Source organism: Hymenobacter arcticus (assembly GCF_054779975.1).
In genome coordinates this window covers 61,934-75,245 of record NZ_BAAGXF010000016.1, presented here as the reverse complement: position 1 = coordinate 75,245, position 13,312 = coordinate 61,934, and the positions used below count along the sequence as shown (strand labels likewise).

Here is a 13,312-nt window from a genome sequence, read left to right as displayed (position 1 = left end):
AATGATAAAGATTCAGAAAAGTGCCAGGCCGCCGGCTCGGCTTGCTACGGCTGGGGCTGCGCACCGCGCTATATTAGAGCAGGTTTATGATGCTGATGTAGCAGCTGGCCACCCGCCTGGTACTACGCCATTTGCTGTCGATAGCCGCATCTACGGCAGTTCAGCCGTGAAGAACAAGCTACAGGCTGACCAGCACGGCAAGTGCTGCTACTGCGAATCGACGCTCCTAGAAACCGGCTTCGGCGATGTGGAGCATTTTCGACCCAAAGGTGGCGTACGGCAAACAGTGAAAGGGCCGTTGGAGCAGCCGGGCTACTATTGGCTGGCCTACGACTGGGCCAACCTATACTTCTCGTGTGCCCGCTGTAATCAGGCGCACAAGCGCAACTACTTTCCGCTGGCCAATCCAGCTAGTCGTGCCCGCAGCCACCATGATACCGTTGCGCACGAGCAGCCACTACTATTAGACCTAGCTACCGAAGACCCTCAAGCTCACCTCACATTTGTGGAAGAGGTAGCCCGGCCCCTCACGGAGCGAGGGACGCAGTGCATTGTTGCTTATGGACTTAACCGAACAGAATTGGCTCAGCGTCGCCGTGAGCACTGGGAGCATATGGCTCATTATCAGCGATTATCTCGACTAGACCCAACAGAGTATACAGCTACTGAACTCAAAACCATTTTAGCCACTTTGCCTTTTTCGGTAGCTGAGCTTCGAATCTTAGTGGCTAATGCGCGCAAAATGCTAGCAGCAATGTCTGCGGTGGAGGCAAGGTATACAGGAATGGTTCGGGCTAATTTAACGAAAAGTAAGTAGTCTTTTTGTTGCAGGTGAATGATAATGAGATAGATAAAAATTGCCGCCAATGAAGCCCGCCACCCTGCCCGTGCTGCCGCTGGCCGCCTTTCCGCCGCCGCCTACGGCCCCCGCCGCGCGCCGGCCCTACTACGTGCAGCAGTTGGCCGCCCACGCGGCGCAGTTTCCGGGGGTGAGCGCGCCGCACGCCCACGACTTTTACCTGCTGCTCTATATTACCCAGGGTACTGGCACGCATACTATTGATTTGCAAGTGTATAGCTTGCGGCCGGGCGCGCTGTTTTTCCTGGCGCCGGGGCAGGTGCACGGCTGGGCCTTGAGCGACGATGCAGCGGGCTACATCGTATTTTTCGAGGCCGAGTTCTACCAGCGGCGCTACGCGGCCGGGCGTTTGCAGGGCTACCCGTTTTTTGATGCGCGCCACGCGCCGGTGTGCTACCTGCCCGCTTCTGGTAATGCCGTAGTGCCTCTGCTCGACCAGCTGTGGCAGGAGGTAGCCCCGCCCGCCGCGCCCGACGACGAGGTGGTGGCCGCCTACTTGTTTCTGGTGCTGGAGCTGGCGGCGCGCCACTACCCGGCCGCCCCCGCGCCCGAGGCGGCGCTGGCCAGCCAGCAGGTGCGGGCGTTCAGCGCGCTGCTCAACCAGCATTTTCGGCACGAAAAGACGGTGACCTATTATGCTGAACAGTTGAACGTTACGCCCAATCACCTCACGGCCATTTGCCGGCGGGTAGTGGGGCACCCCGCCCGCGACCTCATTCTGGCCCGCGTGATGGCCGAGGCCCAGCGCCTGCTGCGCCACGCCGCCAGTCCGGTGGCCGAGGTGGCCGCGGCCCTGGGCTACGACGATGCGTCGTATTTCAGCCGGGCCTTCAAAAAACACGTAGGAAGCACACCCGAAGCCTTTCGACGGCAGCGTTGATTTGTGCGGTTTTTGCCCGCCCGCAGCCCTGTGGAGGCAAGGGGTGACCGGTACCTTTGCCTGGTCATTACTAGTGACGCACTTCTTATGTCTGATTCTGATTCGGGCGCTCCCATTGAGTCTTCCACGCTGGCGCTGCTGGCCCTGCGCTGCCCGCGCTGCCACCGAGGCAAGCTGTTTTCCAACCCGGCCACCAGCCTCACTAAGTTTACCGATATGCCGGCCGCGTGCCCCGTGTGCGAGCAAACGTTTGAGCCCGAGCCGGGCTTCTACTTCGGGGCTATGTACATCAGCTTTGGCTTTGCGGTGGGCACGTTTGCGGTGGTGGGCATTCTGCTGTATTACCTCTTCAACGACCCCGATACGTGGGTGTACGTGGTAGTCGTTACCTTCATCACGCTGGTATCCACGCCGTTGGTGTTTCGCTACTCGCGGGCCCTGATGCTGTACTTGTTTGGCGGGGCGCGCTACAACCCCAAGTGGGGCACCCAGCACGCGCACTAGCGCCGGGTAGCCTGACCACCGTAAAAACCTGCTCATTAAATAGAGCAGGTTTTTTTATGTCTGGTCAGTTGGGCGAGCTAACTGCCAGCAGGTTATACCGATGACGCAAAGGCCAGATAAGCAAAGCGTTATATGGAATGGAATACAGCGCGAAAAGCAATAGGCATTCTAAACGATAAGTTATGATTTTTCGTAGTAATAAGTCGCCTCACCACGCGCTATTTCCTATGCTATCAACCGACGACCAAACCCCCGACGCGGCCCAGCCTGCGCCGCAAGGCCCCTCACGCCGCTCCTTTCTCAAGCAAACCGGCGGCTTGCTGGGCGTGGCCCTCGCCCCGCCCATTGCCAGCCAGGCCGAAGCCCTGGCCGATAAAATGGCCCCGGCCAGCCCCATTCTCTCGGGCCAGACCAATATGAGCCTGAATATCAATGGTCAGGCCAAAAACCTGCGCATCGAGCCCCGCACTACGCTGCTCGACGCGTTGCGCGAAAACCTCGACCTCACCGGCACCAAAAAAGGCTGCGACCACGGCCAGTGCGGTGCCTGCACGGTACTCGTTGATGGCAAGCGCGTTAACGCCTGCCTCACACTAGCCGTGATGAGTCAGGGCAAGCAAATCCAAACCATTGAGGGCCTGGCCAAGGGCGACGAGCTGCACCCCATGCAGGAAGCGTTCCTGAAGCACGACGGCTTTCAGTGCGGCTACTGCACGCCCGGCCAGATTATGAGTGGCGTAGCCTGCGTAAAAGAAGGCCACGCCACCACCGATGACCAGGCCCGCGAGTGGATGAGCGGCAACATCTGCCGCTGCGGCGCCTACCCCAACATTCTGGCCGCCGTGCGCGAAGTGGCTGGCCAACAAGCAAAAGGCTAACCCCCATGAATAATTTCGCCTACACCCAGGCCGCTTCCACCAAGGAAGCCACGGCCGCCAAGGCAGCCGACAAGCAGGCCGCTTTCATCGGCGGTGGCACCACGCTCCTCGACCTGATGAAGTCGGACATTGAGGAGCATTCGCTGCTCATCGACATCAATAAGCTCTCGATGCTGGGCATCGAAAATGCGGCCACCGGCCTGCGCATCGGCGCGCTGGAGCGCATGAGCGACGTGGGTGAGCACCCGCTGGTGGTGCAGAACTACCCCGTTATCTCGCAGTCGCTGCTGGCCTCGGCCTCGCCGCAGCTGCGCAACATGGCCAGCATGGGCGGCAATCTGATGCAGCGCACCCGCTGCGGCTACTTCCGCGACACCGCGTTTCCGTGCAACAAGCGCCAGCCCGGCTCGGGCTGCCCCGCCCAAAAAGGCGATAACCGCACGCTGGCAATCTTGGGCGGCAGCACCAGTTGCATTGCCACCAATGCCTCCGACCTGGCCGTGGCCCTGGTGGCCCTCGAAGCCAAGCTGACGCTGGAAAGCCCCAAGGGCACCACGCGCACCGTGCCGCTGGCCGACTTCTACAAGCTGCCCGGCTCGACGCCCAATATTGAAAACCATCTGGAAGTCGGCGAATTGATTACCGCCATTACGGTGCCGGCCGCGGCCCACGCCCGTAAGTCGCACTACCTCAAGGTGCGCGACCGCGCTTCGTACGCCTACGCGCTGGTTTCGGCCGCCGTGGGCCTCGATGTGCAGGGGGGCACCATTAGCTCGGCGCGGGTGGCGCTGGGCGGCGTGGGCACCGTGCCGTGGCGCGTGCCCGCTGTGGAGAAAGCCCTGGTGGGCAAGCCCGCCACGGAAGAAACCTTCCGGGCCGCCGCCGCCCTGGCCGTGCGCGATGCCAAGCCCTACGAGCACAATAAATTCAAGCTGGAGCTGGCGCAGCGCACCATCGTGCGCGCCCTACTCGAGGTCACTGCTTAACGAAACTACTATGTCTGCTGAACCCCAATTTTTTGACCAGCCCGGCGGTTTCGTTGGCAAGCCCATTGTGCGCGTGGAAGGCCGCGAAAAGGTAACCGGCAAGGCCAAGTATTCGGCCGAATTCCCGTTGCCCGGCCTCACCTACGGCGTGCTGGCCACCAGCACCATTGCCAAGGGTAAGATTATGAGCATCGATACCGGTGCCGCTACCCGCGAGCCGGGCGTGATTGCCGTGCTCACCCACCAAAACATGCCCAAGCTGGCCAAAACGCCCAATACGCCCGAGGGCAAAAAGGACACTGGCTCGCAGATGGGCTTCCAACCCCTTACCGGCGACGAGATTTTTTACGCCGCCCAGCCAGTAGCGCTGGTAGTGGCCGATACGCTCGACCACGCCATCCACGCCGCTAAGCTGGTGAAGGTGACCTACCAGAAGGCCGACCCCATTGCCAGCTTCCACGACCCCAAAGCGGAACTGTTTGACCCGCAGAAAATTCAGGACGGCAAGGCTGACGCCCACACCAAGCGCGGCGACGCCAAGGGGGAGTTTGCCAAGTCGGCCATTCAGCTGACGGCCACCTACAACCACCCGGTGTACAACCACAACCCGATGGAGCCGGGCTCAACCACCGCCGTGTGGGATGCGCCCGACCGCCTCACGGTCTACGAATCGACGCAGGGCGTTACGCGCACGCAGTCCACGCTGTCGGCCATGCTGGGCTTGCCGCGCGAGCAGGTACGCGTGATTACCAAGTACTTAGGGGGCGGTTTCGGCTGCAAGGGCTCGATGTGGCCGCACACCGTGCTCACGGTGCAGGCCGCTAAGGCGGTGGGCCGCCCGGTGAAGCTGATGCTGACCCGCCCGCAGATGTTTACGGGCATGGGCCACCGCGAGGACCAGTCCCAGACCGTGCAGCTGGGGGCCACGGCCGAGGGCAAAATCACGTCCATCGTGCACACCAAAACCTCGACCACCTCACCCTGGGACAACTACGCCGAGTCGAATTCCAAGATTCTCGACATGCTGTACGCCACGCCCACTTTCGATGCGTCGTACCAGCTGGCGCGGGCTAACGTGATGACATCCACCTTCATGCGCGCCCCAGGTGAGGCCCCGGGCTCGTTTGCCCTGGAGTGCACGATGGACGACCTGGCGTATAAAGTAGGGGTAGACCCCATCGAAATTCGCCTGCGCAACCACGCCGACCACGACTACAGCACCGGCAAGCCTTGGAGCAGCAAGAGCCTAAAACAGTGCTACGCCCGCGGGGCTGAGCTATTCGGCTGGAGCAAGCGCAATCCTAAACCCGGTGCCACCCGCGACGGCCGCTTCCTGGTGGGCATGGGCATGGCCACGGCCAGCTACCCCGTGCACAACTCGCAGGGCACCGCCCGCGCCCGCCTCTACGCCGACGGCCACGCCGTGGTGCAGAGCGGCGCTACCGACTTGGGCACTGGTACTTACACCGTTATGACCCAGGTGGCCGCTGATTCGCTGGGTTTGCCCCTCGAAAAAGTGCGCTTCGAACTAGGTGATACCCAGCTACCTACGGCCCCCAACTCGGGCGGCTCGGTGGCAGCCGGCACCGTATCGTCGTCGGTGTATCTGGCGGCGCAGGACGTGTGGCAGAAGCTGATTAAAATGGCTATTGTTGATAAGAAGTCGCCCCTCTACAAAGCCAAGGCGGAGGACGTAGCCGTCGAAAAAGGCCGACTCTTCCTGAAGAAAGACCCGAAAAAAGGCGAAGCCTTCGGCGACTTAATGAAGCGCGCCGACATCACGGACATCGAGGGCATGGCGCAGGGTAAGTACGGTTCGGGCTATGAGTCGGCCAGCGCGGCCGCCAACGCCGACCCCGCCCACAAGGACGAAGCCGCGCAGCACGCCATGCACTCGTTTGGCGCGCACTTCTGCGAGGTGCGGGTTGATATGGACTTGGGTACCATTCGAGTGTCGAAATGGGTGAGCGTGATGGGCGCCGGCCGCATACTGAACGCGCAAACCGCCCGCTCGCAAATCATCGGTGGTGCCATTTTCGGCATCGGCTCGGCGCTGATGGAGGAGACGGTGCGCGACCAGAATTTCTCGCGCTACACCAACGCCGACCTTGCCGGCTACCATGTGCCGGTAAACGCCGACATCCCGAACATAACCGTCGAGTTTGTGGAAGAGCACGACCCGTTTATCAACGCGATGGGTGTGAAGGGCATCGGTGAAATCTCGATGGTGGGCGTGGCCGCCGCCGTGGGCAACGCCGTTTTCCACGCTACCGGCAAGCGCCTGCGCGACCTGCCCCTCACCCCCGATAAGGTGCTAATGAGCGGGGTAAATAGCTAAGCAGCAAGTAAAAAACCACAAAAGAACGTCATGCTGAGCTTGTCGAAGCATCTCTACCGCGCCGCTGGGGTTACTAACCTACTGGCGTGGTAGAGATGCTTCGATAAGCTCAGCATGACGTTCTTTTGTATTCTACTCGTTAACTAATTTCCCCCCTATGCACAACGACCCTACCGCCACCGTGGGCCTCTTGCTGCTGGCCGCCGGCTCGTCCTCGCGCCTGGCGCGCCCCAAGCAGCTGTTGCCCTACCACGGCCAAACGCTGCTGCGCCGCGCCGCCGAGGTAGCCGCCGCCAGCCCCTGCCGCCCGCTGGTGCTGGTAACCGGCGCGCTCCACGATGAGCTACTGCCCGAAATCGACGGCCTGCCCTTTCACGTAATCCGCAACGATGCCTGGGCTGATGGCATGGGCGGCAGCATTGCCGCCGGCCTTGCCGAGCTGGAAACCGCCGCCGAAGCCCCCAAAGTAGATGCCATTGTGGTCATCCTCTGCGACCAGCCCCTATTAAGCGAAGAGGTTATCGGTCAGTTGATTGTGCAGTTTCAGGCCACCGGCCAGCCTGTGGTAGCTTCCACTTACGCCGGCACCCAGGGCGTGCCAGCGCTATTCAGCCGCGAGGTGTTTCCGCAGCTACTGGCGCTGCGCGGGGCCAGCGGCGCCCGCGAGCTGCTCCAGCAATACAACCACCTCCCCACCGTAGACTTCCCCGGCGGCGCCACCGATGTGGACACCGAAGCGCAATACGCCGCGTTGCAGGAGTAGCGTGGACGCTGCGAGTCCGCGCGCAGAACTACCCAGTTGCCAAACAGGCCCGCCGAACTTCGGCGGGCCTGTTACTTTTGAGGGTATTCCGACTTTTTAGTTTTTGCGCAATGGCTGCTAAATCCACTTCCCCACCCCCGGCCTATTTCCTCTCCCTGAGCCTGGAAAACGTGCGCAGTTTCGGGGAGCAGCAAACAATTTCGTTTGCGCGGAAAGATGGCCGGCCGGCGCAGTGGACGATAATTTTGGGGGATAATGGCGTAGGGAAAACGACGGTACTGAAGGCATTGGCAGGTGTAAGACCAAGCAGGCAGAGCTTTCAACATGAAGGAAAGCAATACTATTTAGGTTGGTTCTTTTCATCAGAAGAGGCAATTAAGATTCCAGGGCGTTATAACACTGAGAGGGGCCAGATAAAGGCTAATGTTCAGTATGAGACAAGACTTTTCGATAAAGAAGTTATTATTCGATTAAAAGAAGCGTTCAGTAGCTTTGGTACGGATAAGCGCAGAAAAAAGGGATTTGGCCCTGGTGGAAGCTCTGTCTTCAAAGAAGAAGATTTAGGCTTGATATGCTACGGTTATGGAGCCGGTCGTACTACTGGCAATTCTACCCTTAGTGAATCCCCAGTAATAGTAGACACCTGCGCCAGCCTTTTCAACGACCGCGCTGACCTATTAAACCCCGAAGAGTGGTTTCTCTTTGCCGATTACCGCATGGCGAAGGATAAAGACCCGCTCACTACCCAAAACTTCAACCTGATAAAAGCTGCCCTTCTCAAAATAATGGAGGAGGGCGAGGTAACCGATTTAGAAGTGGCCCCCGTGCAGTCGGGCGGCGGCAGCCCCCGGCAGGGCGTACGCTTCAAAACGCCCTACGGCTGGGTGCGCCTGCGCGACATGAGCCTGGGCTACCAAACGCTGGTTGTCTGGCTCACCGACTTTGCCGATAAGCTTTTCGTGCGGTATCCCGATAGCAAAAACCCGTTGGAGGAACCGGCCATCGTGCTCATTGATGAAATCGACCTGCACCTGCACCCCAGCTGGCAACGCAAGCTATTGAAGTCGCTGAGCGAGATTTTTGTCAATACCCAGTTTATCGCCACCGCGCATAGCCCGCTGGTAGTGCAGGCGGCCAGTGATGTTGAGGCCAACGTGGTGCTACTCAAGCGTGAAGGCGACCAAACAATCGTATCACAAAACCCGGTGGACGTGCGCGGCTGGCGCGTTGACCAGATTTTAACCAGCAGCTTTTTCAACCTCGAAACTGCCCGCTCGGTGAAGACGGAAGAAAAGCTGGCCCGGCAGGCCGCGCTGCTCAACAAAGCGAAGCTGACGGCCAAAGAGCGCCGCGAGCTGGAAGCGCTGACGCAGGAGCTGGAAGGCCAGCCGATGGGCAGCACCAGCCCCCACGCCGAAGCCGAAGAAGCCGAGCTGCTGCGCCAGATAACCGAGCGCCTCGGCCAATGATAAAAATCACGCAAGGTCCGGCCCCGGCGGCTCTCAATACAGCCGCAGTGCGGGCGGCCCGTCAGCGCCTGCGCCGCCACTACGATGCCGACCCAGCCGCGTGCCACGCCCCCGGCAGCGAGCGTCTGCATGTGCCAGCCACTCTCTACAATACCCCGGCCGTGAAGGCCCGGCTGGTTGCCGTGCAGCACGAAAAATGCGGCTACTGCGAAGCTAACCTGCTGCACGTCGGCTACGGCGACGTAGAGCACTACCGCCCCAAAAACGGCTTCCGGCAGTCGCGCGGGGCCAAGCTGGAAAAGCCAGGCTACTACTGGCTGGCCTACACGTGGCGCAACCTGCTGTTTTCGTGCAAGCGCTGCAACGGCGGGCACAAGCGCAACTATTTCCCGCTGGCTACTCAGGCAGCCGGCCGCGCCCGCTCGCATCACGACGACCTGCGACAAGAGCAGCCATTGCTGCTGCATCCGGCCCACGACGACCCGGCCGCGCACGTCGGCTTTCAGCAGGCCGTAGCGGTGGCTAAAACGCCGCGCGGGCAGGCAACCATCGAGCTGTGCGGCCTCAACCGGAAGTTCACGCTGGAGCGCCGGCGCACCCACCTGGCCCACCTGGAAAGCCACGACTTGCTGGCCGATATGAACCCAGCCACGATGTCGCCCACCGATTTGGCCCGCGAAATAGCCAAGTGCGGCTCTATTCCGGCGCTGGTCAAACGCATTCTGCAAGCCCGCACCATTCGCAACGCCGCCGCCCTGGATACCGCCGAGTTTGCCGGGATGGTGCGGGCTAATTTCCCACTGCTACCCCGGCGCTAGCCGGAAACGGCCCCACCCGGCGGTACTCCACCTGCTCGGTCACGCCGGGCAGCGCGGGGCCAACTGGGAAAACCAATACCAGGCCGCGCCGGGTGAGCCGGCGCACCTGCTGGTCGGAGAAGGACGAGCCATCGGCGCTGGCGGGGCTGCTGGCTTGCAGGTGGCCATCAGCTAAGGAGTAGGTGCCGGTTTCGAGGCGCAGCTGCTGGCCAGCGCGGTCGATGGTGAATTGGTAGCTGCCATCAGCCCGAAACTCGACTAGCAGCTGCGCTTCGCCCGTGAAAATGGCCTGGTTGAGGTCGGCCATGTCGGGGTCGTCGAGCTGGTCGCGCACCGAGTCGGGCGTGGCGGCCGTGGCGGTGAAGCCGATTTGGCGGGTTTGCCAGCGGCCCAGCAGGGTAGGGGGCTCCTTGGGCGCTTTTTGGGCGCCGGCCGGCGCGGTGGAGAGGATAAGGCCAGCGAGGGCCGCAAAAATCAGGTTGCCAAAACAGCTCATTAAGAGCCGAAAATAATCTCCCGGCTTAAAGTTCCGCCCACCAGGTTGCCCGCCGCAATGGCCAGCGCCAGCTGCGGCATGGGCGAGCAACAGTCGCCGGCCGCCCATATGCCGGGCACGGTGGTGAGCTGGTTTTCGTCGATTTGAAGGAAGCCCTGGCTGGTGAGCTCACAGCCAAGCTGTTGGGGCAATGTGCTGGCTTGCTGCGCGGGTGGGCGGGCGTAGAGTACCGGCAGTGGTAGCTCGCGGCCATCGAGCAGGCGTAGGGCGGTGAGCTGGCCACCGGTGTGCAGCAGCGCAGCCACGGGCGTCTCTTCGAGCGCTATTGCATTGGTTGTCAGTAGCTCACGTATCTCGTCGCCGAAGGTGGCGGGGCCGTTGGTAAGCACCGTGAGCGCGCGGGTCCAGTTTAGCAACATGCGCACCTGGAGGCCCACCTCGTCGCCGTTGTTCCAGATGCCGGTGGGTAGGTCGGCCACCTCGTAGCCGTGGCAGAAGGGGCAGTGAATCACCGACTTACCCCAGCACTCGGCAAAGCCGGGCACGGGCGGCAGCTCGTCGCGCATGCCGGTGGCCAGCAGCAGCCGGCCCGCTTGGTACGTGCCTTGGCTGGTGACTACCTCAAACTCCCCGGTGGGCAAGCGGGTGGCGGCGGTAGCCTCGGCGGTGAGCAGTTGCACGGTGGGGTAGGCTGCCACTTGCTGGCGGGCGCGGGCGGCCAGGTCGGCGGGGGCGTCGCCATCGTGCAGCAGCAGGTTATGGGCGTGGGGCGTGAAGCGGTTGCGCGGGCGGCCCGCGTCGAGCACCAGTACGTGGCGGCGGGCGCGGCCCAGCGCCAGCGCAGCACTGAGGCCGGCGTAGCTGCCGCCAATAATGAGTACATCAAGCATGAGTTTTGGTAACTGTAGCCAGCTGGCTTGCTGGAATATTAGGTCAAAGGTAGCTTGCCTTTTCTTATTTGAAACAATGTTGCATTTAAGAAAAAATGGAAATGCAATTCTTGCAGGACATACGTTTTGCGCATGTCTCGTCTCAAGTTATTTGGCGCAACTGCTCAATTGCGGCCGTTCTGAACAAAGGCAGGGCGGTTGATTTTGGCCAAGTTCAACAGGGCTGCTCTTGCCAAGCCTACCAGCTTTTCGTGGCCGCAGGGTGGCTAGGTCAGCTTATTTGCCAATAACTCCTCACCTAAGCTAAATGCGTAGGTAGGGGGCAAGCCAACTTTCCGCACCTGCTTACCGTCTAGCTTTTCGGCTGCTACCTTCGGCGGGCCGTTCTCCTTTTGCCATTCCCAACTTTTATGCAGCCTACCACTACTGCCGCGCCGGCCGTCGAAAAAGACAACAAGCGCATCACCACCGGCTGGACGTTCTACGACTGGGCCAACTCGGTGTACCCGCTCGTTATTACCAGCTCGATATTTCCCATTTACTGGGGCAGCATCACAAAGGAAATCAACCCCACCGACGTGGTTGATTTCCTGGGTTTTCAGGTGCCGGGCTCGTCGCTGCTGACGTACGCCATCTCGGTTTCATTCCTCATTATTGCGCTGGTGAGCCCGTTTCTCACGTCGCTGGCCGACTACTCGGGGCGCAAGAAGCTGTTCCTGCAAATCTTCTGCTACCTCGGGGCGGCGAGCTGCGCGGGGCTGTATTTCTTCACCAAGGACACGCTGACGATGAGCACGTTCATCTTCATTGCGGCCACGGTAGGCTTTAGCGGCAGCATCGTGTTTTACAATTCTTACCTGCCCGAAATCTCTTCCGAAGAGAAGTTTGATTCGCTTTCGGCGCGGGGCTTTTCGATGGGCTACATCGGCTCGGTGCTGCTGCTGGTCGTTTGCCTGGGTATGATTATGGGGCCGCACATTGCCGGTGGGCCCGAGGGGGTGGCGCTGTTTGGCATGAGTACCGGCATGGCCACGCGGCTCAGCTTTTTGCTCACGGGCATCTGGTGGGTGGGCTTTGCCCAGATTCCATTCTTCACGCTGCCACCCGATACCGGCCGCCCCGCCGACGCGCCCGTTTCCAAGGATGGCTGGCTACTCAACGGCTTCCGTGAGCTGGGCAAAGTCTGGGACCAACTCAAGCAATTGCCCAACCTCAAGCGCTTCTTGCTGGCCTACTTCACCTACAACATGGGCGTGCAAACGGTGATGTACGTGGCCACCATTTTCGGCGACAAGGTGCTGAAGCTGGATAGTACTTCGCTCATTGTCACCATTTTACTGCTGCAAATTGTGGGCATTCTGGGGGCTTGGCTCTTTGCCAAGCTCTCCGACCGCATCGGCAATACGCGGGCGCTCAGCTGGGCCGTGTTCATTTGGATGCTCATTTGCGTAGCCGGCTACTTTGTGCAGGCGGGTTGGAGCTTCTTCGCGCTGGCCGCCGTTATTGGCCTCACCATGGGCGCGGTGCAAAGCCTGTCGCGCAGTACGTACTCTAAAATCATCCCCGAAAACACGCCCAATAATGCGGCGTTTTTCAGCTTTTTCGACGTGGTCGAGAAGCTGGGCATCGTCATCGGCACGCTTTCGTTCGGGCTCATTGGCCAAATCACGGGCTCGATGCGCAACAGCATTTTGTCGCTCATCGTGTTCTTCATCCTGGGCCTGGGCTTTCTGCTCACGCTGCGCGGCAAGAAGCTGCGCGACGACCCCGCCGCCCCGGCCAACCTGCCGCCTCCCCCCGCCTCGTCGGCAGCCAGTACCCCACTGGCCACGCGCTAAGAGCACCGAACAAAAAGCGCAACCTTTGCGGCATGATTCATCCTCCCCAACCCAATTTGCAAACTGCGCTCGGCCACGAGCTGAAGCACGAGCTGGCCATTACGCGCCGCGTGCTGGAGCGCGTGCCCACCGAGCAGTTTGGCTGGCAGCCCCACGCCAAAAGCATGACCCTGGGCACGCTGGTCGGCCACATGGCCAACCTCATCGGCTTCCTGGAAATGTCTATGCGAGGCCCCGCCTTCGACCTGGTTACCAATAAGATGCCCGAGAGCCCCACCACCGCGGCCGACGTGCTGGCGCGCTTCGACCTCAACGCCGAGAACCTGCACAAGGCCCTGGCCGATGTGAGCGACGACGCCTTCAATGATATCTGGAGCCTCACGCACGGCGATAAAACGCTGCTCTCGATGCCCCGCACGGCCGTGGTGCGCACGCTGGTGCTCAACCACCTCATCCACCACCGGGGCCAGCTGAGCGTTTACCTGCGCCTGCTCGACATCCCGGTGCCCGCCATCTACGGGGGCTCGGCCGACGAAGCGCCCCAGCGTTAGGCTGTGCGGTAAGCTTTAGCTTGCCGTTTGTATACGAACAAA

Annotated in this window: 13 protein-coding genes and 1 pseudogene; 12 read left to right on the top strand and 2 right to left on the bottom strand. The window is 61.0% G+C overall.

What is annotated here, in order from left to right; all coding sequences use genetic code 11:
* Position 1 precedes the first annotated feature (1 nt).
* The 10 genes and pseudogenes from ACYVGC_RS21045 to ACYVGC_RS21000 all read left to right on the top strand — a co-directional run bounded on the left by ACYVGC_RS21045 (position 2) and on the right by ACYVGC_RS21000 (position 9,495).
* A complete protein-coding gene (locus ACYVGC_RS21045; protein WP_460585834.1) occupies positions 2 to 817 on the top strand; it encodes an HNH endonuclease family protein in 816 nt (271 codons plus the stop codon).
* A gap of 49 nt (positions 818 to 866) precedes the next feature.
* Entirely contained in the window at positions 867 to 1,739 is an 873-nt protein-coding gene (locus tag ACYVGC_RS21040; RefSeq protein WP_460585833.1) for an AraC family transcriptional regulator, read from the top strand.
* 87 nt (positions 1,740 to 1,826) lie between these two features.
* Positions 1,827 to 2,243: a DUF983 domain-containing protein gene (locus tag ACYVGC_RS21035; RefSeq protein ID WP_460585832.1), complete on the top strand. Its 417-nt coding sequence runs from the start codon at positions 1,827 to 1,829 to the stop codon at positions 2,241 to 2,243.
* Between the two features lie 227 nt (positions 2,244 to 2,470).
* Positions 2,471 to 3,121, top strand: coding sequence for a (2Fe-2S)-binding protein (locus tag ACYVGC_RS21030; RefSeq protein WP_460585831.1), 651 nt, complete (start codon positions 2,471 to 2,473; stop codon positions 3,119 to 3,121).
* Positions 3,122 to 3,126: 5 nt separating this feature from the next.
* Positions 3,127 to 4,107 (top strand): FAD binding domain-containing protein, encoded by a 981-nt coding sequence (locus ACYVGC_RS21025; protein WP_460585830.1) that lies wholly within the window; start codon positions 3,127 to 3,129, stop codon positions 4,105 to 4,107.
* A 10-nt stretch (positions 4,108 to 4,117) separates the two neighbouring features.
* Positions 4,118 to 6,445: a xanthine dehydrogenase family protein molybdopterin-binding subunit gene (locus ACYVGC_RS21020; protein ID WP_460585829.1), complete on the top strand. Its 2,328-nt coding sequence runs from the start codon at positions 4,118 to 4,120 to the stop codon at positions 6,443 to 6,445.
* 157 nt (positions 6,446 to 6,602) lie between these two features.
* Positions 6,603 to 7,208 carry a nucleotidyltransferase family protein gene (locus ACYVGC_RS21015; RefSeq protein WP_460585828.1) on the top strand — a complete coding sequence of 202 codons (606 nt, stop codon included), beginning with the start codon at positions 6,603 to 6,605 and terminating at the stop codon, positions 7,206 to 7,208.
* 110 nt (positions 7,209 to 7,318) lie between these two features.
* Positions 7,319 to 7,705, top strand: a pseudogene (locus tag ACYVGC_RS21010) (AAA family ATPase); the annotation flags it as partial.
* 219 nt (positions 7,706 to 7,924) lie between these two features.
* Positions 7,925 to 8,677: an AAA family ATPase gene (locus ACYVGC_RS21005; RefSeq protein ID WP_460585866.1), complete on the top strand. Its 753-nt coding sequence runs from the start codon at positions 7,925 to 7,927 to the stop codon at positions 8,675 to 8,677.
* Positions 8,674 to 9,495, top strand: a complete 822-nt coding sequence (locus tag ACYVGC_RS21000; protein WP_460585827.1) for an HNH endonuclease family protein — start codon at positions 8,674 to 8,676, stop codon at positions 9,493 to 9,495. Before ACYVGC_RS21005 ends, ACYVGC_RS21000 begins: the two co-directional genes overlap by 4 nt.
* Here the strand turns inward: ACYVGC_RS21000 and ACYVGC_RS20995 are convergent.
* Entirely contained in the window at positions 9,467 to 9,991 is a 525-nt protein-coding gene (locus ACYVGC_RS20995; protein ID WP_460585826.1) for a hypothetical protein, read from the bottom strand. The two genes, ACYVGC_RS21000 and ACYVGC_RS20995, sit on opposite strands and share 29 nt — an antisense overlap.
* Complete coding sequence (locus ACYVGC_RS20990; protein WP_460585825.1) at positions 9,991 to 10,881, bottom strand: NAD(P)/FAD-dependent oxidoreductase; 891 nt, start codon at positions 10,879 to 10,881, stop codon at positions 9,991 to 9,993. The genes ACYVGC_RS20995 and ACYVGC_RS20990 overlap by 1 nt, the downstream gene beginning before the upstream one ends.
* A 410-nt stretch (positions 10,882 to 11,291) precedes the next feature.
* On the opposite strand from ACYVGC_RS20990, the gene ACYVGC_RS20985 reads away from it, so the two are divergent.
* Both ACYVGC_RS20985 and ACYVGC_RS20980 read left to right on the top strand, forming a co-directional pair.
* Positions 11,292 to 12,719: an MFS transporter gene (locus ACYVGC_RS20985; protein ID WP_460585824.1), complete on the top strand. Its 1,428-nt coding sequence runs from the start codon at positions 11,292 to 11,294 to the stop codon at positions 12,717 to 12,719.
* Between the two features lie 32 nt (positions 12,720 to 12,751).
* On the top strand, positions 12,752 to 13,270 hold the full coding sequence (locus tag ACYVGC_RS20980) for a DinB family protein (protein WP_460585823.1): 519 nt from the start codon (positions 12,752 to 12,754) through the stop codon (positions 13,268 to 13,270).
* The last annotated feature ends 42 nt before the right edge of the window (positions 13,271 to 13,312 follow it).